This window comes from Clostridium sp. AT4 (genome assembly GCF_001517625.2).
In the GTDB taxonomy this organism is placed as follows: Bacteria; Bacillota; Clostridia; order Lachnospirales; family Lachnospiraceae; genus Enterocloster.
Genome location: NZ_LN999827.1, coordinates 313,326 through 335,274, shown reverse-complemented (window position 1 = coordinate 335,274; position 21,949 = coordinate 313,326). Strand labels below are relative to the sequence as shown.

20 protein-coding genes are annotated in these 21,949 nt (G+C 39.9%); 18 read left to right on the top strand and 2 right to left on the bottom strand.

Going from position 1 to position 21,949, the window contains the following annotated elements:
• Genes BN3656_RS04720 through BN3656_RS04690 form a run of 7 tightly spaced genes read left to right on the top strand, consistent with a single transcriptional unit; the run spans position 1 to position 10,566 of the window.
• On the top strand, positions 1-1,299 hold the full coding sequence (locus BN3656_RS04720; protein WP_066544723.1) for a restriction endonuclease subunit S: 1,299 nt from the start codon (positions 1-3) through the stop codon (positions 1,297-1,299).
• Entirely contained in the window at positions 1,296-4,397 is a 3,102-nt protein-coding gene (locus BN3656_RS04715; protein WP_081422848.1) for a DEAD/DEAH box helicase family protein, read from the top strand. The genes BN3656_RS04720 and BN3656_RS04715 overlap by 4 nt, the downstream gene beginning before the upstream one ends.
• Before the next feature lie 42 nt (positions 4,398-4,439).
• Positions 4,440-6,287 (top strand): P-loop NTPase fold protein, encoded by a 1,848-nt coding sequence (locus BN3656_RS04710; protein ID WP_066544719.1) that lies wholly within the window; start codon positions 4,440-4,442, stop codon positions 6,285-6,287.
• A gap of 1 nt (position 6,288) precedes the next feature.
• Positions 6,289-6,972, top strand: a complete 684-nt coding sequence (locus BN3656_RS04705; protein WP_066544717.1) for a hypothetical protein — start codon at positions 6,289-6,291, stop codon at positions 6,970-6,972.
• A 2-nt stretch (positions 6,973-6,974) separates the two neighbouring features.
• Positions 6,975-8,345, top strand: a complete 1,371-nt coding sequence (gene qatC / locus BN3656_RS04700; protein ID WP_066544715.1) for a Qat anti-phage system QueC-like protein QatC — start codon at positions 6,975-6,977, stop codon at positions 8,343-8,345.
• Positions 8,342-9,070 carry a TatD family hydrolase gene (locus BN3656_RS04695; protein WP_055220281.1) on the top strand — a complete coding sequence of 243 codons (729 nt, stop codon included), beginning with the start codon at positions 8,342-8,344 and terminating at the stop codon, positions 9,068-9,070. The genes qatC and BN3656_RS04695 overlap by 4 nt, the downstream gene beginning before the upstream one ends.
• 29 nt (positions 9,071-9,099) lie before the next feature.
• Positions 9,100-10,566 carry an RNA-binding domain-containing protein gene (locus BN3656_RS04690; RefSeq protein WP_066544714.1) on the top strand — a complete coding sequence of 489 codons (1,467 nt, stop codon included), beginning with the start codon at positions 9,100-9,102 and terminating at the stop codon, positions 10,564-10,566.
• A gap of 167 nt (positions 10,567-10,733) precedes the next feature.
• On the opposite strand, the gene BN3656_RS04685 is transcribed toward BN3656_RS04690, so the two are convergent.
• A complete protein-coding gene (locus BN3656_RS04685) occupies positions 10,734-11,294 on the bottom strand; it encodes a helix-turn-helix transcriptional regulator (RefSeq protein ID WP_066544712.1) in 561 nt (186 codons plus the stop codon).
• 653 nt (positions 11,295-11,947) lie between these two features.
• Here BN3656_RS04685 and BN3656_RS04680 point away from each other — a divergent pair.
• The 5 genes from BN3656_RS04680 to BN3656_RS04660 all read left to right on the top strand — a co-directional run bounded on the left by BN3656_RS04680 (position 11,948) and on the right by BN3656_RS04660 (position 15,823).
• Positions 11,948-12,142, top strand: a complete 195-nt coding sequence (locus tag BN3656_RS04680) for a hypothetical protein (RefSeq protein ID WP_066544710.1) — start codon at positions 11,948-11,950, stop codon at positions 12,140-12,142.
• Between the two features lie 224 nt (positions 12,143-12,366).
• A complete protein-coding gene (locus tag BN3656_RS04675) occupies positions 12,367-13,590 on the top strand; it encodes a tyrosine-type recombinase/integrase (RefSeq protein ID WP_066545279.1) in 1,224 nt (407 codons plus the stop codon).
• A 348-nt stretch (positions 13,591-13,938) separates the two neighbouring features.
• Positions 13,939-14,400, top strand: coding sequence for an Hsp20/alpha crystallin family protein (locus BN3656_RS04670; protein ID WP_066544708.1), 462 nt, complete (start codon positions 13,939-13,941; stop codon positions 14,398-14,400).
• Between the two features lie 117 nt (positions 14,401-14,517).
• Entirely contained in the window at positions 14,518-15,036 is a 519-nt protein-coding gene (locus BN3656_RS04665) for a peptidylprolyl isomerase (RefSeq protein WP_066544706.1), read from the top strand.
• Position 15,037: 1 nt separating this feature from the next.
• A complete protein-coding gene (locus tag BN3656_RS04660) occupies positions 15,038-15,823 on the top strand; it encodes a GNAT family N-acetyltransferase (protein WP_066544705.1) in 786 nt (261 codons plus the stop codon).
• On the opposite strand, the gene BN3656_RS04655 is transcribed toward BN3656_RS04660, so the two are convergent.
• Positions 15,756-16,439, bottom strand: coding sequence for a hypothetical protein (locus BN3656_RS04655; RefSeq protein ID WP_066544703.1), 684 nt, complete (start codon positions 16,437-16,439; stop codon positions 15,756-15,758). The two genes, BN3656_RS04660 and BN3656_RS04655, sit on opposite strands and share 68 nt — an antisense overlap.
• Positions 16,440-16,612: 173 nt before the next feature.
• Here BN3656_RS04655 and BN3656_RS04650 point away from each other — a divergent pair, with 173 nt between their 5' ends.
• From BN3656_RS04650 to BN3656_RS04625, 6 genes are all read left to right on the top strand, one after another.
• On the top strand, positions 16,613-17,347 hold the full coding sequence (locus BN3656_RS04650; RefSeq protein WP_066544701.1) for a YesL family protein: 735 nt from the start codon (positions 16,613-16,615) through the stop codon (positions 17,345-17,347).
• A gap of 142 nt (positions 17,348-17,489) precedes the next feature.
• Positions 17,490-17,969 carry a nucleoside deaminase gene (locus tag BN3656_RS04645; RefSeq protein WP_066544700.1) on the top strand — a complete coding sequence of 160 codons (480 nt, stop codon included), beginning with the start codon at positions 17,490-17,492 and terminating at the stop codon, positions 17,967-17,969.
• Between the two features lie 19 nt (positions 17,970-17,988).
• Entirely contained in the window at positions 17,989-19,287 is a 1,299-nt protein-coding gene (locus tag BN3656_RS04640) for a nucleobase:cation symporter-2 family protein (RefSeq protein ID WP_066544699.1), read from the top strand.
• A 96-nt stretch (positions 19,288-19,383) separates the two neighbouring features.
• Positions 19,384-20,151 (top strand): GntR family transcriptional regulator, encoded by a 768-nt coding sequence (locus tag BN3656_RS04635; RefSeq protein WP_066544697.1) that lies wholly within the window; start codon positions 19,384-19,386, stop codon positions 20,149-20,151.
• A 157-nt stretch (positions 20,152-20,308) separates the two neighbouring features.
• Entirely contained in the window at positions 20,309-21,220 is a 912-nt protein-coding gene (ispE, locus tag BN3656_RS04630) for a 4-(cytidine 5'-diphospho)-2-C-methyl-D-erythritol kinase (RefSeq protein WP_066544694.1), read from the top strand.
• A 21-nt stretch (positions 21,221-21,241) separates the two neighbouring features.
• Positions 21,242-21,946 (top strand): GntR family transcriptional regulator, encoded by a 705-nt coding sequence (locus BN3656_RS04625; RefSeq protein WP_066545276.1) that lies wholly within the window; start codon positions 21,242-21,244, stop codon positions 21,944-21,946.
• Positions 21,947-21,949: the final 3 nt, after the last annotated feature.

The following is a 21,949-nucleotide window of genomic DNA, read 5'->3' as shown; positions in this document are numbered from 1 at the left end:
ATGAGTAGGGAGATGAAAGATTCTGGGGTTGAATGGTTGGGAGAGATACCAGAGGATTGGGAAATCACAAAATTAAAATATTTAGGAACTTATATTAATGGATATGCATTTAAACCAGATGATTGGGGGAATACAGGAATTCGAATCATCCGTATTCAAGATTTGACTGGTTCTAATGATAAACCTAATTATTATAGCGGAAATTTAGATAATAAGTATCTAATCAAAAAAGGTGATATTCTAGTATCGTGGGCGGCAACATTAGAAGCTTTTATTTGGAAAAAAGATTATGGATGGTTGAATCAGCATATATTTAAAGCACTTCCTAATGAGGAAAGTATTTCACCAGAATATTTCTTTTGGCTACTGAAAGTTGTCATGGAAAATATGAATAATGACAATAAACATGGTATTTTTATGCAACATGTAACGTTAGGAATTTTTAATAATTTTTTTGCTCCGTTGCCCAATAAATATGAGCAGAAAAAAATTGCAGATTTTTTAGATGGACAATGTGAGAAAATAAATTTAGCAATAGAAAAATCTAAAGTAGCTATCGAGGAATATCGAAATTTAAAGCAGTCATTTATTACACAAATTGTAACCAAAGGGATCAATGAAAATGATACGATGAAGGAGAGCGGAACTGAGTGGATAGGTAAAATTCCGGCTTCATGGAAAGTAACACAACTACGACATTGTGCAAGTATAAGATCTGGGATTACATTGGGAAAAACATATTCAAAATATACTGAATTAGTTGAAATGCCATATTTAAGAGTAGCAAATGTCCAGGATGGTTATGTAGATACGAATGATATTGCTGTTCTTCAAGTAAGTAAAGATGAAATAGAGAAATATAGCATATCAGCTGGAGAAGTTCTCATGACAGAAGGAGGGGACAGGGATAAGCTGGGACGCGGTTGTGTATGGGATGGACGAATCACACCATGCTTGCATCAGAATCACATTTTTGCTGTTAAAGTAAAAGAGAAACTGTTAAATCCATATTATTTAGAATATTTAACAGCTTCATCTGTTGGACGTACTTATTTTGATGTTACTGCGGTAAAAACAACGAATCTTGCATGCACAAGTTCAAGTAAGGTGTTAGCATTCACAATTCCTTTGCCAAGTATAGATGAGCAGAATGAAATTGTAGATTATTTAAAAGAAAAATGTGGTTGTATTGAAACTGTTATTTTTAAGAAAGAGCAGTTCATAAGTGAACTGGAAAATTACAAAAAATCCCTGATTTATGAGTATGTTACCGGGAAGAAGGAGGTGCCAGAATCTTGAGCATAGATGTTACTACAGAGAAACGTTTTGAATCAGATATTGAAGAATTCTTTTTATCGCCAGCAGGTGGATATACACACAACCATGATACATACGATCCGCAGTTAGGTGTATATAAAGATACTTTGCTACGTTTTGTGCAGAAAACACAACCGAAGGAATGGAAGCGTTTTTTATTACAAAACAAAGTAGATCCAGAACGGAAATTTTGTCTTGCGTTCAATAATGCCTGTGATATGGATGGTCTCATTTCTGTGTTACGTCATGGTTTTAAACACAGAGGAATTCCATTTAAAGTCTGCTATTTTAAACCGGAATCAGGTCTGAATCAGACGGCGATGTCTTTATACGAAAAGAATGAGATTACCTGTAACAGACAATGGTTTTATTCCAATGATACACACAATTCTGTGGATATGGTTCTGGCTGTGAATGGAATTCCGGTATTTGCACTGGAATTAAAGAATCAGTATACCGGACAGAACGTAGATCATGCAAAACGGCAGTGGATGTATGATCGTGATCCAAGAGAAATTTGTTTTCAGTTCAATAAAAGAATTTTAGGGTATTTCTGCATTGATCAGTTGGAAGTCTGGATGACAACAAAGCTGGAAGGAAAGAATACATATTTTCTTCCATTCAATCAAGGTTCCAATGGTGCAGGAAAGGATGGCGGAAAAGGAAATCCGGCAAATCCGAATGGCTATCCGACGGCGTACTTCTGGGAGTATGTATTTCAGAAAGACAGTATGATGGATATCATTCAGAAGTTTATCCATTTGCAAATCAAAGAAGAAAAGAAACGTTTGTCGGATGGCACAGAGCAGGTTACGAAAAAGAAAACACTGATATTTCCAAGATATCATCAGTTGGATGTGGTGCGTAAGTTAATTGCAGATGTACGGAAAGAAGGAACGGGGCACAATTATCTGATCCAGCACAGTGCCGGATCTGGAAAATCAAATTCGATTGCCTGGACAGCATATAGACTGGCATCCTTGCATGATGCCAATGATATATCTGTTTTCAGCAGTGTTATTGTAGTGACAGATCGAACTGTGCTAGATGCTCAGCTACAGGAAACGATTTCAGGATTTGACCATACGATAGGTGCAGTAGAGACGATTGATGATAAAAAGAATTCAAAAAATTTGAGAGATGCAATTAATAATGGTTCAAGAATTATTGTAACTACTTTGCAGAAATTTCCGGTGATTTATCAGGAAGTGGATAAGGTGGCCGGAAGAAACTTTGCGATCATTGTTGACGAAGCACATTCTTCACAGACTGGAAGTTCGGCAATGAAATTGAAGGCCTCATTAGCAGATACAGAGGCAGCATTACGGGAATATGCAGAAATAGAGGGGAAAGCAGAAGATGAAATTGACAGAAATGATAAACTTGTTCAGGAAATGCTGACACATGGAAAGCATCCGAACTTATCATTTTTTGCATTTACAGCGACTCCGAAACCAGCGACATTAGAGATGTTTGGTAGCCAATGGACTGATGGAAGTTTTCATCCATTTCATATTTATAGTATGAGACAGGCGATTGAAGAAGGATTTATTTTGGATGTACTGCAGAACTACATGACATACAGTACTTGTTTCAAGATAGCAAAAGATACACCGGAAAATCCAGAGCTTCCAGAGAGCAGAGCAACAAAGATTATTAAAAAGTATGAGAAATTGCATCCATATAATATCAGCCAGAAATCGCAAATTATTGTAGAAACTTTTCGGGAAACGACCAAAAATAAAATTGATGGAAAAGGGAAAATGATGCTAGTCACAGACTCCAGACTGGCTGCAGTTCGATATTTCCATGAAATTAAACGGTATATTCAAGAACGGCATTATGCAGATATGGATATTTTAGCGGCATTTTCCGGCAGCGTGCAGGATGGTGACGAAGAATATACAGAATCTGGATTAAATGTCAGAAAAGATGGAAGTCATATATCAGAAGGACAGACCAAGGAAGAGTTTCATGATAACTTTAATGTCCTGGTTGTTGCAGAAAAATATCAGACGGGATTCGATGAGCCTTTGTTACATACTATGATTGTGGACAAAAAACTGAAAAATGTAAAGGCTGTGCAGACATTATCACGTTTGAACCGTACCTGCCCTGGAAAAGTAGATACATTTGTGTTGGATTTCGCAAATAAAAAAGAGGATATTCTAGAAGCATTTCAACCATTTTATCAGGAGACAAGTCTTGAGCAGGAAGTAAATGTGGATTTGATTTACCAGACAGAAAAAGAGCTTTTGGATTATGCGATTTATAATGAGAATGATATTAATGCTTTTATAGACGTATGGAATCATCCGGGAAGACAAGATGCAACTGCTATGGGAAAAATGACGAGTGTGTTGAAACCGATAGCAGACAGATACAATTTGAAGAATCCGGAAGAACGATATCAATTCAGAAGACTGGTAAGAAAGTTGATCCGATGGTACAGCTATATTACACAGGTAGTTCGCATGTTTGATGAAGATATGCATAAAGAATATTTGTTTCTGAGTTATCTGATTGGACTGCTTCCAGAAGAAAAAGAAGAGCCAGTTGATCTGGATGGAAAATTGAAACTGGAATATTATAAGCTGCAGAAAACATTCGAAGGTGCAATAACACTGGAGAAAGTTGATGGTCAGTATGTTCCTTCCAAGAAACAGGGAGTACAGGGAAACAGACAGAAAAGCACATTGGATGAAATATTGGACAAGATTAATGAAAAGTATAAAGGGCAGTTTTCAGAAGGTGATCGGGTAATGCTGGGTGCTTTGCATGATAAATTGATTGCAGATGATAAACTGGAAAGTTCGGCTCGCACTTCTGATCCAAGAATATTTACAGAAAGTATTTTTCCATCAGCGTTTGGAAATGCAGCAATGGAAAGCTATATGGAGGCCCAGGACAGTTATGGATCACTGTTTGAGGACAAAAGCAAGTACGATGCTGTAATGAGTGCGTTAGCAGGGGTGATTTATAGGGAAATGCGTTCTAAAAAGACCGTGGACTACCGGAAAGTTGAACGAGATGAGCAGGTTCAAATGGTGGCGGAAGAACCAGCTAAATATGGAAAGTAAAAAAGAAACTATGATGGTATGAAAAGGCAAGGGAGGGTTTTTATGTGGCTAGATAATGCGTCAGATATTGATATTTTATTTTATGAGCCGTATGCAAGAATAATTGCCGATATTGCAAAAAATGAACAATATAATCCATTGACAGTCGGTGTGTTTGGATTATGGGGAGCAGGAAAATCAACCTTATTGAAGTTAATAGGTGAAAAACTTAAGAGTCAGGACGGAATTATTTGTGTAACTATTAATGCATGGATGTTTGAATCATATGACGATGCTAAAACCGCAATTATGGAGGCTTTATTACAGGAACTTAAAGAAGAAGTTCCTGTAGAAGAAACTAAAAAGAAATTGGGAAAATTAATAAAAAGAGTTGACTGGTTTAAGTTAGGAACAAAAGCAATATCCACGCTTGCACCTGTAGTTGCAAGCGTGGCCACAGGAAATCCATTGCCTATGTTGTTAAATGTAACGGGAAGTGCTGAAGAAATTGGAAATACAGTCAAAAATGCAGCAAATTCCATACAATCATTAAAAGATGAATATTGGAAAGAGGAAGATGTATCAAATGATGAAAGCACGATAAACAATATCAGAAAATTTAGAGAGGAATTTTCTGATGCATTGAAAAGTGACGATATTAAAAATGTAGTTGTAATGATAGATGATTTAGACAGATGTCGTCCAGAACGAATAATTGAAATATTGGAAGTAATTAAACTATTCTTGTCTGTTGACAGGACAACATTTATTATTGCTGCAGATGAAAATGTTATAAAGTACTCTATCCGTGAAAAGTATCCACCAATGAATGGATTTGATGTAGAACTGGACAAAGAATACATTGAAAAAATTATTCAACTGCCAATATATATTCCGGAGTTATCGGCAAAGGATATACAAAATTATCTATTATTACTGGTCACACAAAGCTATTTGGAACAAGAGAGTTTTAAGCATCTAATAGATAAGATATTTGAAGAAAAAAGAACAATTTCTGGGGATGTAATTACATTAGAAGAAATTAATAAGTTGATTGATGAGTTAGGGTTGAATTGGCAGGATGGGGGAAAAACAGCTTTTAAAGAAACGGCGAAAATTATTGATGAAATAAGGGAAATTGTTGCTTCTACATTGAAAGGCAATCCACGCCAGGCAAAACGTTTTTTGAACACATTTATTACCAAACGCCAGTTGGCAAAAATTTATTATGGTGATGAAATTGATATTTCCATTTTAGCTAAATTATTAGTGCTGCAAAAGCTGGATAATGACTTGTTTATACAATTGAATGAATGGAATAAAGAATTTGATACTGAAAATAAAGAATTTAAGGAAATTCGAACAAAAGTGAAGGAAGGAAAGGTTGATGCTCAGAATCCGTGGAACACAGCACAAATAAAAAAGTGGCTAGAATGCAAACCTGTTGAATTAGAAAAATATCGATTGGAAAAATATTTTTATTTGACAAGAGAAAATTTGAAAAGATTTAGTATTGACGAGTCTGGATTCAGTAAAAATACGAAAGAAATTTTAGAAAGAATTGGACGAGCTAAATCTGGTCAAATGGTGGCTATTATAAAAGATATGAAAAAATTGAGTGCAGAAGAAATTGCGGATACATTTAAGGTTGTTGCATCTAAAATCGAAAAAGGTGAAATGAAATTTTTTGTTGTAAGAGATTTGTTTTTGAATTTTGATGCATATAAAGGAAAAATAGTGGATGCAATTGGGAAATCAACAGCTCCTATTAAAGCAGGTGATATGGCTGCATTAAGAACAATGTATAATAGTGATATGGAAAATATGAATACTGTATTAGAAAACATGGTAAAAAGAGGAACGTTAACAGACGAGCAGATTACAGAAATAAAAGAGCAGAGGGAAAGCTAATATGGGTACATCAAAAGGATATATAGCACCAACAACACCGCATTGGTCAACCGCAAAAAGAGCAGTGACGGCCTTTATAAATAATAGAGACTTTGATTCTAAAGCAAAAGCGGCCAGTAAATATGCAACCGCAATGAAAAAAGATATGTCGACAGGTGGTAGTTTTCAATCGGCGGCAGCAGGAGTCTTAGGTTTTGCACAAAAGGTTGCCTCTGGAGGCATAGATAATGCATTACGTGAGTATCATCGTGAAGATCTTATTGGAAAATCGTCAGAAGTTGTTTGGACAGAATTACTTCATGAATTTACAAATTATGGTGCATCGGTAGAAGATAATATGGCAGCGGATGCATTGTCACAGGCTATGGAGAATTTAGAAATAGAAGATATTGCGGATATAGGGAATGTTTCAGTTGATATATTACTGAAGGAAATGTTGAAAGAATACATAAAAGAAAACTTTGATTTTCGATATGAAGAAAAAATATCCAAAGGGAAAACACCTGCACAAACATCTGCAATTTTAAATGACATGCATGAATATATAGAAAACAGTATTGACGGTGATTTGAACTTGGATAATTTGAAATCGGTTGATTTTTCTAACATGGGAACATCACAAATTGTGGAGGATGCATTAAGCGATGCCTTATCTGTATTTGAAAAGTATTATGGGGAGGATTAAGGATGCAGTTTTGGATTGATAAAGAACAAGAGAAAAAACCAGATGCTGAATGGAAAGATGCATATGTCTTTTCAATTAACCGAAAAAAATATAGTACGATTTTTACCAACATAACGGATAGCTGGTACCGAATGGATCAACTGCAGATTTCTACAATATACGAAGATTTGTTCATAATAGGTTTGAGTATTTTTGCTTTGGATAAAAGAGTGTCCAGAAGAAAATTTAAAGACTGTTGGACTAGAGAGATAAGCGTATCTATTCCAGTATTAGAATATGAGAAATGGAAGCGTACGGAATTGCAATGGGAAAACATACTGGGATTTTTGACAGGGGATCATTGGCATATTACATTTAGAAAAAGTGAGATAATATATAGTTATAGGGAACATGCAAATAGAATTCATTTGAATGTTCAAAACTGTAATTGTGTATGCTTGTTTTCTGGAGGATTGGATTCTTTTTGTGGTGCGATTAAACTGTTAGAACAAGGGGAGTCTCCTTGTCTAATCGGACACAATGAATATCCTAAACTTGCAAAAAGACAGAATTTATTTGCCAGGACTTTTCAGGATCTTTATCCAGAACAATTCGTTAAATTTATTAGTTTTACAGCAAATTCCAGAGCTCCTATAAGTGAAAAAGAAGGAATATTAAAGGGGAGTGAAAATACCTCTCGTGGCAGATCATTACTGTTTTTATGTGCAGCACTTAGTGTGGCTGGTATTTTGGGAGAAAATGTACCGGTTTATATTCCAGAAAATGGATTTATCGGACTCAATATTCCATTAACGGGAGGAAGAAAAGGGACTTGCAGCACAAGAACTACTCATCCGTACTTTTTAAGACAATTTAATGATATCTTAGAAAAGGTAGGAATAAAGAATACTATTACCAATTTTTTCGCGTACAATACAAAGAGAGAGATTGTAGGACAAGTTAAAGATACAGATGCATTTAAAAGCTGTTATGCAGATACAATTTCATGCTCACATCCTTGTTTAGCAAGATATAATAAAAAGGGCTCTAAAGAATATCCTGTAAACTGTGGATACTGTTATCCGTGTTTGATACGCAAAAGTTCACTTTTGGACATAGATGAGATAAAAAAATATTCTTATCAGGGAGAAGCTTATGATTTTTTGATAGAATATGAAGAAAGTGAGAAGAGTGCAGATTTAAGAGCGGTGCTTGGAAGTATCTATCGTTGTAAACATTCTTCGGATAAAGAATTAAAAAGATATATTAGATGCGTAGGAGAATTAACAGAAGAGGAAGTTGAAAAATTTTTATCATTATACAAGAAAAGTATAGAGGATTTAGTACAACTTTTTTCCGCAGATCAGAGAATGAAGGAGTATCTGGGATTATGATTCAACACCTTATTGATACACACTTTCATCTGGATTATTACAAAGAGCATCAGAAAATATATGACGGAATAAATGAAAGAAAACAATATACATTGTGCATGACGAATTCGCCTGGAGTATATATATCCTGTAAACGCATATATCCGGAAACAAAATATTTGAAATTTGCACTTGGATTCCATCCACAGGATGTATCACTGAAAGATGCGGATTTTTATGATTTTATGCAATTGGTAAATACAACTAATTATGTAGGAGAAATAGGACTTGATTTTTCAAGACAAAGTTATATTTCGCGTAATAAACAATGTATGTATTTTGAGCAAATTGTAAGAGTGTGTGCAGAAAAGGATAAATTAATGTCTGTGCATCTTAGAAGAGCGGAGGAAGAAGCAATATCTATTTTGAAAAAATATCGTCCTCGTAGGTGCATTATTCATTGGTTTAATGGAAACGGAGAGCAATTGCAACAATTAGTGGATATAGGATGTTATTTTTCACTTAATTCTAACATGGTAACAAATGAAAAGAATAAAGAAAAATTGTATTTGATACCAAAAACAAGAGTATTAATTGAAAGTGATGGACCGTTTACAAAAATTGATGGAAAAAAGTACACATTTAACAACTTAATAAAAATATACGAGTTAGTTGCACGATATTATAATGAACCAGACATTATTAAGATGGTTTATGCTAATTTTCGAGATATTCTTTCAAAATAGTGTTAATTGCAAAGTTAGAGGGTGATTTTATGGCAATACGATCAATAGAATATCTGCAAAGCCTTGTCCGGGAACTTGCAAAACTTCCGGATGAGACTGAGTGGGTAGAATTTAAATGTAATAATAAACAGCCACAGATGATTGGTGAATATATTTCTGCTTTGAGCAATTCAGCAGCATTATGCGAACGACCAAAAGCATATCTTGTTTGGGGTATGGATGATGCAACGCACAAAATTGTAGGCACTGAATTTCAGTATCGCAAAATGAAAAAGGGAAATGAAGAATTGGAAGCATGGCTTTCCAGGATGCTTTCACCAAGAATTAATTTCCGATTTTTTGAGGTTCCGATGGATGAAGGAATGGTTGTGCTGATGGAGATTCCTTGTGCAGAAAAACAGCCGGTACAGTTCGCTGGTGGGGAGTATATAAGAATTGGAACAAATAAAAAGAACTTAAAAGAGTATCCGGATAAAGAAAGAGAATTGTGGAGAACATTTGATTCCACACCATATGAATTGCGAATTGCGATGGGAAATCTGAATGAGGATGAAATGGTGTCATTACTGGATTATTCTAAATATTATGACAAACTTGAAATGCCGATTCCGAGAAATCGAGATAAGGTACTAGAAGACCTGCAACATGAAAAATTTATTATGAAAAATGATGCCGGGACATGGGATATCACGAATATGGGTGCTTTGATGATTGCAAAAGATTTGAAAAAATTCGAATCTTTGCATAGGAGATCGGTTCGAGTTATTTGGTACAAGGAAAATTCCAGATTGGATGCTATAAGAGAAAAGGAATTTTGTGCAGGTTATGCATTTTCACATGAAGAAATCGTGCAGTATATTATGACAATTATTCCGCAAGAAGAAGTCATTGTGGAAACTACGAGAAAATCTGTTGTCAGTTTTCCAGAAATCGCTATCCGTGAGTTGCTGGCAAATGCTATGATACATCAGGATCTTCAGCAAAGGGGAACGAATCCAATGGTGGAGGTGTTTAAAAATCGAATCGAGTTTTCAAATGCCGGAGCACCATTGGTGGCAATCGAAAGAATTGTAGATTCGGTGCCAGTATCCAGAAATGAAAACATTGCCGGATTTATGCACAAATGTGGTATTTGTGAGGAGCGTGGCAGTGGTTATGATAAGATTGTTGAAGCAACCGGTAAAAATGAGCTGCTTGCTCCGAGAATTGAAAATCAGAATAACCAATTCACAAAAGCAATATTGTTTGCAAAAGTACCATTTGAATTAACTACCAAAGAAGATCGGATGCGGACTTGCTATATGCAGGCGTGTCTAGCATATGTCAATTTTGAAGGTATTTCTAATTCAGATATTCGAAAAATATTTGGTCTGGGAGAAAAAGAGAAGGCCAAGGCATCAAGACTTCTTACCAGTGCTGTCGAAGGTGGATATATTAAAGTAATGGACCCGGATACAGCACCAAGATATAAAAAGTACATTCCATATTGGGCATAATTTAAGTTTCGCTAAGTTTCACTTATATAAGCATGTGAGAGAATCTTAATAGAAAAATATGCAAAAAAGGCACTGAAAACAATGGATTATCGGTTTTTCAGTGCCTTTTCCTTGAGTAAAAAGAAAAAAATATAATAAATTTAAGTTTTGCTAAGTTTCACTAAGCTCTACTCGCTTGATTTCAGCCACTGTTTCGACGGTTCCCGTTTACCACAATCATCACAGGTCTGTGGCCAGTTGATTTTCCATTCAAAATATTCATCTCTGGTAATCGCACCAGATGTCAGTTCTTCTTTTCTAAGTGTCCATTCTTTTAGAAAATCATTGAGAATCCCATAATTAAACCACATACCAATAGGCGGATGAGCAGGCCAACTATCAGAATCATGGTAGCGGATAGCGGTATCGCCACTGGAATTTGATTTTTCGCTTGGATAAGTCTCTAATTGAAAGAGATTAATCATGCCAGGATTAAATTCGTCAATCCAGAACAGGATTTCCATCAGTTCAGAAGCATTCATCGTAGTTGGCTCATGCAGTGTCAGTGGATTCACATCCAAAATCTTAGCCATTTCAGTAACCAGATCTTTACGGGGAACCCGGTAATTAGTTTCATATTGGGCAAGGCGGTTTGCACCTTTATCGCCCCAGCCAAGAGCTGCACCGAGTTCTGCCTGTGTCATATTCCGGAATGTCCGGATTTTTTTTATTTTATCACCAATTGTCATATCAGATTTCCTGCTTTCTATTTGATAATTCCATTTTACTATCAAAATCTCAGAATGTAAACAGAAACATTCGCAACTAAGCGAATGAAATACTTGACATTAACATTAAAGCGAATTATAATGACAGAACAATAAAGTTCGCATTAAAGCGAAAGTGAAAGCTGAAATGTAAATATTTTGTGAATTATCGCAAAAGCAGGTTGGTAAATCGCTTCTGTCGGACTTTATTAGTGAAAGGATTTTTTAAAATTCCAAAAATCGAATAACATTTTATCCTCACAGGGCTGTATAGATGAGGGGATATTTAAAATCCTTCTTGTACCTTGAAAATTGAATGAGCTGTACACCATATTTTCCTTTATAGAAAATGTAGCTAACACAGATGCCAAGATCCATAGCTTTTTATGGGGAGCGTTGAAGATACTCCGGAAACGGTCGGTATGTTTGGAAAGAAGCTGCCGACATTCAGAATAATTCTGATAGAGGTTGATTGTAACATTGACAGCAGGTGTACAAATGGAAGCCAACACGCCGAACGGAATGGAAAATCATTGTAAGAAGTCTAAACAAAAAGTAGAGTGTACTGACAACGGGCATAACCGCTGTCTGGGAGGTGATGCAGAAGAATACGGAGGAAAGGAGGTATGTGCATCATGAGAAAAACAACAGAGTATAAGATTGAGAATCGTCTGGCGGTAGATATTGAAGGATTAATGGCAATGTTATCCTGCGGAGAAGTAACTGCAAAGAAAATTGCAGATTATGCAGAAGCAAGAGTGATTGTTGGAAGACGTGTTCTCTATAACGTGGATAAGATAAAAAAATATCTTGATGCAATGGCAGTGTAATGAAAGATAAGAAGATAAAATACAACAACTTTCCTTCGGAATGAAAAGTGAAAAGTATTCCTGTAAAAAAGGCAAATAAAAATTAGCATTTTGCAGGAATCCACCCTTGGAAATCATAAAATATTATGTTAATCTGTGAGCAGATATCAGACAGTAAATGACTGATACCGACAGGACAAAAATCATTCCGAATAACGAAAAATGAAGTGAAAGGAATGATTGATATGGCAAGAAAAGATAATAAAGGAAGAAATTTAAAAACAGGTGAATACCAGCGTCCGGATGGACGTTATGAGTATCGCTACAAGGATGAAATTACCGGAAAGCGTAATTCGATTTATGCAGCTGATCTGGCGAGTCTGCGAGAAATGGAAAAGAAGATCAATAAGGATATGGATGATCTGCTTATTACAGACGCATCAGTCAAGAAGCTGACTGTAAATACGTTGTTTGAGCGATACATGGCAACAAAGAATATCAAGGAAAGAACGAAAAAGAATTATATCCGTATGTGGGACTACCGGATACGAAATACTTTGGGAAACATTCGTGTTGTAGATTTTAAGACATCTCACGTAAGGACGTTCTTTTCCGCATTGTCAGATGAAGGACTGGCACACAGTACGATCAAAGGTCTTTATGGCTTATTGAATCCTAGTTTTGAACTGGCAGTGGAAGATGGGATTATCCGCAAGAATCCGGTAACAGGAACACTTGGAGATTATGGGGCTCCGGCAAAGGAGAAAGAAGCACTGACACTGGAACAGCAGGAAAAACTTCTGAAGTTTGTTGAACAGAGTAATGTGTATAAGCCTCATCTTCCAATGATGCAGGTTATGTTTGGGGCTTGCCTGAGAGTGAGTGAAACCATTGGATTAACCTGGTCAGATGTGGATATGAAGAATCGGGAGATCCATGTAGGTGGACAGCTTGTATATTATGAAGGTGAAGAAGGATATTGTTTCCATGATTCAGAAACCAAAACGGATGCAGGAATCAGAGATATTCCTATGACACAGATGGTATATGATGCGTTCCGTAAGCAGAGAGAACTGAACCTAATGCTTGGTTTACAGAGTAATGTGGAGATTGGTGGACGCAGTGGATTCATCTTCAATACAAAGCATGGACGTCCGATCATGCCGGCGGGAGTGAACAGCTTTCTGAAAAACATTGTCAATGCCTATAATAAGAAAGAAAGCAAACTGGCAGAAGAAGAGAAGCGAGAGCCGGAGCTGATGCCGCCTATTTCATCGCATACCCTTCGTCATACGGGATGTACCAGACTGGGTGAGAACAATGTCAATCCTAAAGTTATGCAGTATGTCATGGGCCATTCGGATGCACAGATTACAATGAATGTCTACAATCATATTGCAGAAAAGTCTCATGTGGAGAACGAGATGTCTAAAATGAACCTGCCAGAAACCGTACCTGCTGTGGTATAAACCATAAGTCGTTGTCGTAAAATGTGGTAAGAAAATCAGATGAATATATTTTTCCAAGAATTTGTGGTAAAAATGTGGTCAAATCAAGAAAATCGAGTGCGAAAGTAAGTGAAAAATCCATGTGAAGCCCGTAAAATCAAGGCTTCACAAATTCTTCACAAAAAAATTAGCACTCACCTCTTGACATTGCTAATAATAAGTGTTATATTACAGCTAGAACAAAGGAAAAGAGTTCAGAAGCAGGAACTTGATTCCGGAGGTTCCCATAGTGGATCGGCAGACGGATTGGAAGATATAAGATCGCAGATCACAGATCCAAAAAGGTTTCACGAAAAGGAGAGATGATTTATGTTGATGCCTAGTATTTTTGGAGAAGATATGTTTGACGAGTTTATGAGAGATTTTCCGTTTTTTGATGAAAGAGATGAAAGAAGAGCTGAAAAAAAGCTGTACGGACGCAGAGGCAAAAATCTGATGAAGACCGATGTGAAAGAGACAGACCAGGGGTATGAGCTGGAAATGGATCTGCCCGGATTTACAAAAGATGAGGTTAAGGTTTCTCTGGAAAATGGCTATTTGACCATTCAGGCAGCCAAAGGGCTGGATCAGGATGAGCAGGAAAAGGATACTGGACGCTATATCCGCAGGGAGCGGTATGCAGGAGCCTGTGAGCGTTCCTTCTATGTAGGAGAGAACATGGTTGAGGAAGATATAAAGGGTGAGTTTAAGCACGGTATTTTAAAGCTGTTTATCCCGAAAAAGGAAGAAAAGCCTGCTATAGAGCAGAAGAAATATATTATGATTGAATAATGGTTTTCTAGTGGGAAGGCCGTCCGGAGAAGACGCCGGGCGGCCTTCCTTTTGCTGGACAAATTCCCTGTGATTTGGTATAGTGGAATAAGATTAAATGAAAAGGAGATTATGAGAATGGCAAATCCAGTTATTACTATTACCATGGAAAATGGCGATGTGATGAAGGCAGAGTTATATCCTGAGATTGCTCCCAACACAGTTAATAATTTTATCAGCCTTGTATCGAAAGGATACTATGACGGACTGATCTTTCACCGCGTGATCAGCGGATTTATGATCCAGGGCGGCTGCCCTCAGGGAACAGGCATGGGCGGCCCCGGCTACTGCATTAAGGGTGAGTTTTCCCAGAACGGCTTTAAAAATGACTTAAAGCATACAGAGGGCGTTCTGTCCATGGCAAGGGCAATGCATCCTGATTCTGCAGGCTCTCAGTTCTTTATCATGCATAAAACATCTCCTCATCTGGACGGCGCATATGCGGCATTTGGAAAGATCACAGAGGGCATGGAGGTCGTAAACCGGATTGCAGATGAGCGCACCGATTACAGCGACCGCCCGTTAAGCGAGCAGAAGATCAAGTCCATGACAGTTGATACATTTGGAGAGACATATCCGGAACCGGAGAAGTGCTGAGATGACAAAGGAGCGCAGGATCCGTATTGATGGAACGGATCACAGGCTTCTGATATCAGATGAACCACAGGCCCTTCTGGCGGCGAAAGCTGCCGGAAGGGCTGTTTTGGGTGTAGAGAATGCTGTGCAGGGCGATTGGAGTCTGAGAGGGATCCCCTATGTGGTTCCTGGCTGGGAGTATGATACAGAAGAGTTGGAGGAGCTGATCCTTCGGCGTCATCTGGGTCTTCCCTGGATGATCGATCTCACTGAACGGCTGATGATACGGGAGTTTGTAAAAGGGGATGTTAAGCAGATCCCTGAGGAGGAATACGCCGGGGAAGAGGCGGTTTTCCGGTCGGAAGAGACTATGGAGCAGTATATCCGCAGTCAGTATGCTTTTTATGAATACGGTACCTGGGCGCTTGTGCGCAGGGAAACAAATGAGCTTGTGGGGATGGCAGGAGTATCATCGCCGGGGGCGGAAATATTTGAGCAGTATGCTTTGAGGAAACTTCCCGAAAAAAGCCAGTGGCTGGAGCTGGGATATCATATTTTTGAGCCTTACCGGAAATTGGGATATGCAAGGGAGGCAGTGACAGCCATTGCAGAGTACGCCCATGAGGTACTGTCAGCAGAACTTCTGGCGGTGATCCATGAAAAAAACCAGGCCTCCCGCGCAGTGGCGGAATGCCTGGGTATGAGAGTGGTTGAAGAAAGAAAATTAAGCCATAGGGATGTTACGGCTCAAGGGAACGGAACAGATAGGAAATGGCCCCAAGGATATCTTCTTTATGCTGAGTGTTAGAGATCACAGCCAGATAGGGCGGCTCCATGATAATACCCGTATCATCCTTTAAAGAGGATTTTTCCAGAGAAACGGCAGCGGGGATTTTTTCACCGTCTGTGGTTGTCGTATAGAGAAACTGATCCTCCAGCTGGCTGCAAAGCTCCTTCGGCAAAAGCTCACTAAGATCCAGGTAAGCATCCAGAGTTTCGTAATGGCGGATGGTAGCCTCATCAGCGATCATAATATCCAGCATTCCTCCGGATACAAGAGCGGCGATTTTTGCCATGCTGGCATATGAATACTGGGACATGGTTTCCTCATTTGTATCCAGAAACAGGCCTTCATTGATCTCGATAATATCCTTTTTCCCACAGTCCAGGGCTTCCCTCAGTCCTGCCATCAAAGGCTCGGTACTGGAATTTCCGCCGGAACGGTCATTGATAACCGCCATGGAAAGCCGGGTGGTAAATGACTGCCGGTACAAAGAGGTGCCGATCACCCAGAGGATTACCATAGCAATGAATGCTAACAGCATATGGAATTTGTAGTATTCCCAGATATACCAGATCCTGTCCTTCCAGGACATATGTTTGAGTTTTTCTTTTTCTTCCTGAGCTTCTTGCCGTAAAGTCATTCGTGTCGCTTCCTCCGTTTGCAGATTTTTACTGTCAGCAGGCTGTTGCTGATGATACCATTTATTATAGGCTATTTCACATCCTCCTGCAACTATTTTGAGTTTGCGCATTTGGGGCTGATATGGTACAATATTCTGTGATATTTTTATTTTAAGAAAGAAGAGGGTATATTATGCTTCAAGGCCTGTTTAATTATGACAATCCCGTCTGGCGCTTTATCGGAAAGCTGGGAGATTTGATTCTTTTGAACATTCTGTGGATTGTGTGTTCCATTCCAATTGTCACTGCGGGAGCTGCTACAACGGCTGTGTACTATGTGACTTTGAAACTGGTCCGGGATGAAAATGACGGTACGATCAAAAACTTTTTCCATTCCTTTAAGGAGAATTTTGTGCAGTCCACGATTATATGGGTGATCCTGCTGGCTGCAGGCGCGCTTTTGGCATTTGACTTCTGGTTCTTTCTTACAGGCCAGATGAACAGTCTTACAGGTGTTCCCAAGCTTTTGATGACGGCTGTATTCGGAGGCTTTCTGATGCTGTATATCTTTATCAGCACCTATGTGTTTGCCCTTCAGTCCCGGTTTTATAATCCGGTGAAGCGGACGCTGTTTAATGCCTTCTTCATGTCCGTGCGCCATCTGCTTCAGACCATTGGTATCATTGCTTTGGATGTGCTTACAGCTGCGGCTGCTTATTTCGGTGTGTTTTTCCTGCCTCAGGTAGCCATGCTGTTAATTCTGTTTGGATTTCCCCTGATTGCCTTTATCAATTCCTATTTCTTTACGGCAATCTTCCAGAAATATATGCCAAAGAAAGAGGAGCATAAGGAAACAGACATGGTTCCTCTTATGGATGACGATAATAAAGAAGTAGAAGAAGCCATTAACAATTTAAAAGGAAATTGATTCACATGTTGTGAAAGCTGTCGGAAAATGATCCGACAGCTTTTTTTTGCTGTGAACTCTTTACAAAAAAATGATTGTGTGCTATAGTAAAAACACAAAAGGTAATACCTATTACTTAATACTTTGAAAAGGAGAGGGAACGATGTATCAGAGCCATGAATTTTATTTAAGGAGAGCGATCGAGATTTCAAAGGAGGCAAGAGCGGCCGGTAATACTCCCTTTGGAGCGCTGCTGGTAAACAAGGATGGGGAAATCATCATGGAGCAGGGGAATATTGAGATTACAGAAAAAATCTGCACCGGCCATGCAGAGGCAACCCTTGCAGCCAGGGCTTCCCATGAGTATTCCAGAGAGTTTTTATGGGACTGTACCTTATATACCACTGCGGAGCCCTGTGCGATGTGTGCGGGAGCGATTTACTGGGCTAATATCGGAAGGGTTGTTTACGGCATGACAGAAAGAAGGCTGTTGGAGCTTACGGGAAGCAATGAACAGAATCCCACCTTTGATCTTCCGTGCCGCGAGGTGTTCGCCAGAGGACAGAAGGATATAAAGGTCATCGGACCGGTAGAGGCAGTAGAGGTAGAAGCGGCAAAGGTACATGAGGGATACTGGAATTAGTATTCAGTAAGGAGTGGGTATGAAAAAGGAGAGTTTTGACGAAAAAGTGGGATGGGGCAGGATGCTGTTAGTGGGGTTTCAGCATGTGCTTACCATGTGCCCTGGAACCATTGCAGTTCCGCTGATACTGGCAGGAGCTTTGGGATTGGATGAAAAGGAAACAGCCTTTCTTGTCTCAGCCAATTTCTTTACAAGCGGCATTGCAATCCTGATCCAGGTGCTGGGGATCGGAAAGCTGGCAGGATCCAGATACCCGATTGTTCTGGGGTCGTCCTTTGCACCCTTAAGTCCCATGATCCTGATCGGTAAGGAATATGGGATGGCGGCTTTGTTTGGTTCAGTAATTGCCTCCGGTGCGGTGATTTTTCTTTTATCCTTTTTCATGGATAAGATTTTAAAGCTTTTCCCGCAGGTAGTTGTGGGAACCTTTGTAACACTGATTGGAATTACTTTGGCGCCTACCGCGCTGAGGGATCTGGCGGGGGGAGAGGGAAACGCAGGCTTTGGCTCCGTCGAAAATCTCATCCTGGGTCTGGCAGTGCTTATATTTATACTGATGGTGGAAAAGTATGGAAAAGGCATCTGGAAAAGTATGTCATTGCTTCTTGGTATTACCGCAGGAACGGCTGCAGGATGTTTTTTACATATGGTGGATATTGCTTCCATTGCGCAGGCAGAGATATTCCAGCCGGTTCAGCCTTTTGCTTACGGAGTGCCGGAATTTAAGCTGTGGCCTATTTTCCTTATGACGATTTTCTGCATTATCAATATGATCCAGTGCATCGGCGTATTTTCCGTGATGGATGAAATTGCAGATGTGGAAACAGAAAATGAGATTAAGGAGCGGGGGATCCGCGGGCAGGCAGTAGCTCAGATGATCACAGGAGCATTTAATTCCGTCCCATCTACCATGTTTAATGAAAATGTGAGTTTGATCGGTTTAACAAAGATAAAGAGCCGTTCGGTCATAACGACCGCAGGGATCATGATCATACTGGCAGGAATTTTCCCAAAGATTTCTGCGGTATTTACAGCGGTTCCCAAGTGTGTGCTGGGAGGAGCTACCCTGGCCTTGTTCGGAGTGATCACTTCATCGGGAATTTCCATGCTTTCCAGACTGGATTTCTCAAAGGATAATAATTTTAAAATCGTGGGAACCAGTATTGCCATCGGCGTAGGTGCAGCATTCGCATCCGATGCGTTTGTAAATATTCCCGGAACACTTCAGATGATCCTCAGCAACGGCTTATTTATGGTAAGCATCAGTGCGATTCTTTTAAATCTGCTTCTCAATGGAAAAAAAGCCTTTCGTAAATGATATACTGTATTTCTTGACAAAAAAAAGTGATTCTTCTATCATCTTAGTTAGAATGTATGTTTAAGCACATCGGAAACAGGAAAGAGAGGAATCACCTTGGCGACTCAGAAATTACGCATAAAACCATTGTCAGGGCAGGCGAAGGAGGCAATCCTTCAATATATAGAAGAAATGGATCTGAAAAGGGACAATAAGCTTCCAAGAGAGGAGGCTTTGGCAGAAATGCTGGGCGTAAGCCGGATCACCATCCGCCAGGCCTTAAATGACCTGGCCTCAGAGGGAATCATTTTCAGGCGTCAGGGGCGGGGAACCTTTGTAAATGTGGATTCTCTGGATATCAAGGTTACCTTCAGCCCCTGTATGGAGCTTACGCAGATGATCCAAAAAAGCGGATATACGCCTTCAGTCCGTCTTTTGAAGATCCGGAAAATAAAAAGAGAGGAAGAAATCTGCTCTCTTTTACAGATGCAGCCAGATGAACAGCTCGTTGTTGCTGAAAAGCTGTTTCTGGCAGATGATCAGATCTGCGCCTACTGCCGTGATTATTTTAGCATGGATCTGATCGGGGGAGAGGAATCCTTTGAGATGTTTTCACATTATGAGGATTCCATTTACAGATACATTTATGACCTTTCCGGGGAAAAGGCCCAGTGGGACAAGGTGGAGATCGATACGGCAGACCCGGCGGATATTCCGGGCCTGAAAGGATACGTTTCCGTCAAGGAGCTGGGTTCCAGACCTTATCTGTATCTTAAAACATTAAATTACAGTGATCGGGACAGGCCGCTTGTATATGCAAATGAGTATTTTAATACAGGGATTATACAGTTTAATCTGATACGGCAGAAGAATATACAGTATTAAAAATGGGAGACGTCTGGAAAATGGGCGTCTCTTTTTTCGTAAGTATTACTTTTTGTTTATTTTTTATATTGAAAATCCTTGCATTTTCATGTATACAATGTTATGTATTATAAAAACAGACATATAAACGAGAAAGAGAAAAAGGGGAGCGGGGAGAATGATTTCGCATTTACGCTTAAAAGCATTCGGAAAGATCAATCTGGCTCTGGATGTGCTGGGCAGAAAGCCGGACGGATACCATGAGGTGCGCATGATCATGCAGACAGTGGGCCTCCATGACAGGATTGACCTGTACCGGACAGCGGAGCCGGGAATCCGTTTGGAAACTAATCTTTTTTATCTGCCGTCCAATGAGCAGAATCTGGCTTACCGGGCCGCGGCTCTGCTGTTTGATGAATTTGGTATTGAGGAAGGACTTTCGATCCGCTTAAGAAAGTTTATCCCTGTATCAGCGGGGATGGCAGGAGGAAGTACTGATGCTGCATCCGTGCTTTACGGCGTAAACCGGATGTTTGGACTGGGGCTTACAACCTCACAGCTGATGGAGCGGGGGGTGAAGCTGGGAGCAGATATACCTTACTGCATCATGAGGGGAACGGCCCTTTCGGAAGGAATCGGTGAAAAACTTACCCGTCTGCCATCCATGCCTCAGTGCCAGGTGCTGATCGCAAAGCCGGGGATCAGCGTTTCCACAAAAACCGTATATGAAATGCTGGATGCCAGGACGCTGAGGCCTGAGGATCATCCTGATATTGACGGAATGGTGGAGGCAATCCGAAAAAGGGATCTCTATGAGGTGGCAGGAAGGTTTGGAAATGTTCTTGAACTGGTAACGGCGGGCCGCTATCCGGTGATCGGACAGATTGAGGAACTGATGAAGGAATATGGGGCCATCAATGCTATGATGAGCGGAAGCGGGCCTACTGTATTCGGTCTGTTTTCCAATCCGTCTTCAGCCAGAAAGGCATACGAGGCGCTTCGGTATGGGGAAGGGATAGATCTGGCAAAGCAGGTTTACCTTACCAATTTTTATAACATGAATCAAGGCGCAGCCGGCAGACTGCGGTAAAACACAGGGGAGAGTATTATGATGGACAATAATTTTAAGGTAAATATGAACGAGTATCTTCCGCTTCGGGACGTGGTGTTTAATACGCTGCGCCAGGCGATCTTAAAGGGGGAACTGGCTCCGGGAGAGAGGCTTATGGAGATCCAGCTGGCTGAGAAGCTGGGGGTGAGCCGTACTCCGATCCGTGAAGCCATCCGGAAGCTGGAGCTTGAGGGACTAGTGCTTATGATCCCGCGAAAGGGAGCGGAAGTGGCTAAAATCTCGGAAAAAAGTCTGAGGGATGTACTGGAGGTGCGCCGTTCTCTGGAGGAGCTGGCGATTGAACTGGCCTGCGAGCGTATGGAAGCGGAGGATCTGCGCAGGCTGGAGCAGTGCCAGGAGAATTTCTGCAGGGCGATCCGCAGCGGAAGTCCTATGGAGATGGCAGAGAGTGATGAAGCATTTCATGATGTGATCTACCAGAGTACGGGAAATGAAAAGCTGGTGCAGATGTTAAATAACCTGAGAGAGCAGATGTACCGCTACCGTCTGGAATATATAAAGGATGCAGATAAGCGCCAGGTGCTGATGGTGGAGCATGAGCATATTTTAAGCGCCTTAAAGGTGAGAAATCTGGCTGAGGCCAGGATGGCTGCCAGAGAGCATATTGATAATCAGGAGATTACTGTTTCGAAAAATATTAAGGAGCAGGAGGAAAATGTTCTTCCTGTCCGCGGGAGAAGGTAAAAT

Excerpts from the sequence above, each read along its gene's own strand:
- BN3656_RS04720 (WP_066544723.1), top strand. The coding sequence starts at position 1 with ATGAGTAGGGAGATGAAAGATTCTGGGGTTGAATGGTTGGGAGAGATA.
- BN3656_RS04710 (WP_066544719.1), top strand. The coding sequence starts at position 4,440 with ATGTGGCTAGATAATGCGTCAGATATTGATATTTTATTTTATGAGCCG.
- BN3656_RS04705 (WP_066544717.1), top strand. The coding sequence starts at position 6,289 with ATGGGTACATCAAAAGGATATATAGCACCAACAACACCGCATTGGTCA.
- qatC (WP_066544715.1), top strand. The coding sequence starts at position 6,975 with ATGCAGTTTTGGATTGATAAAGAACAAGAGAAAAAACCAGATGCTGAA.
- BN3656_RS04695 (WP_055220281.1), top strand. The coding sequence starts at position 8,342 with ATGATTCAACACCTTATTGATACACACTTTCATCTGGATTATTACAAA.
- BN3656_RS04690 (WP_066544714.1), top strand. The coding sequence starts at position 9,100 with ATGGCAATACGATCAATAGAATATCTGCAAAGCCTTGTCCGGGAACTT.
- BN3656_RS04685 (WP_066544712.1), bottom strand. The coding sequence starts at position 11,294 with ATGACAATTGGTGATAAAATAAAAAAAATCCGGACATTCCGGAATATG.
- BN3656_RS04680 (WP_066544710.1), top strand. The coding sequence starts at position 11,948 with ATGAGAAAAACAACAGAGTATAAGATTGAGAATCGTCTGGCGGTAGAT.
- BN3656_RS04675 (WP_066545279.1), top strand. The coding sequence starts at position 12,367 with ATGGCAAGAAAAGATAATAAAGGAAGAAATTTAAAAACAGGTGAATAC.
- BN3656_RS04670 (WP_066544708.1), top strand. The coding sequence starts at position 13,939 with ATGTTGATGCCTAGTATTTTTGGAGAAGATATGTTTGACGAGTTTATG.
- BN3656_RS04665 (WP_066544706.1), top strand. The coding sequence starts at position 14,518 with ATGGCAAATCCAGTTATTACTATTACCATGGAAAATGGCGATGTGATG.
- BN3656_RS04660 (WP_066544705.1), top strand. The coding sequence starts at position 15,038 with ATGACAAAGGAGCGCAGGATCCGTATTGATGGAACGGATCACAGGCTT.
- BN3656_RS04655 (WP_066544703.1), bottom strand. The coding sequence starts at position 16,439 with ATGACTTTACGGCAAGAAGCTCAGGAAGAAAAAGAAAAACTCAAACAT.
- BN3656_RS04650 (WP_066544701.1), top strand. The coding sequence starts at position 16,613 with ATGCTTCAAGGCCTGTTTAATTATGACAATCCCGTCTGGCGCTTTATC.
- BN3656_RS04645 (WP_066544700.1), top strand. The coding sequence starts at position 17,490 with ATGTATCAGAGCCATGAATTTTATTTAAGGAGAGCGATCGAGATTTCA.
- BN3656_RS04640 (WP_066544699.1), top strand. The coding sequence starts at position 17,989 with ATGAAAAAGGAGAGTTTTGACGAAAAAGTGGGATGGGGCAGGATGCTG.
- ispE (WP_066544694.1), top strand. The coding sequence starts at position 20,309 with ATGATTTCGCATTTACGCTTAAAAGCATTCGGAAAGATCAATCTGGCT.
- BN3656_RS04625 (WP_066545276.1), top strand. The coding sequence starts at position 21,242 with ATGGACAATAATTTTAAGGTAAATATGAACGAGTATCTTCCGCTTCGG.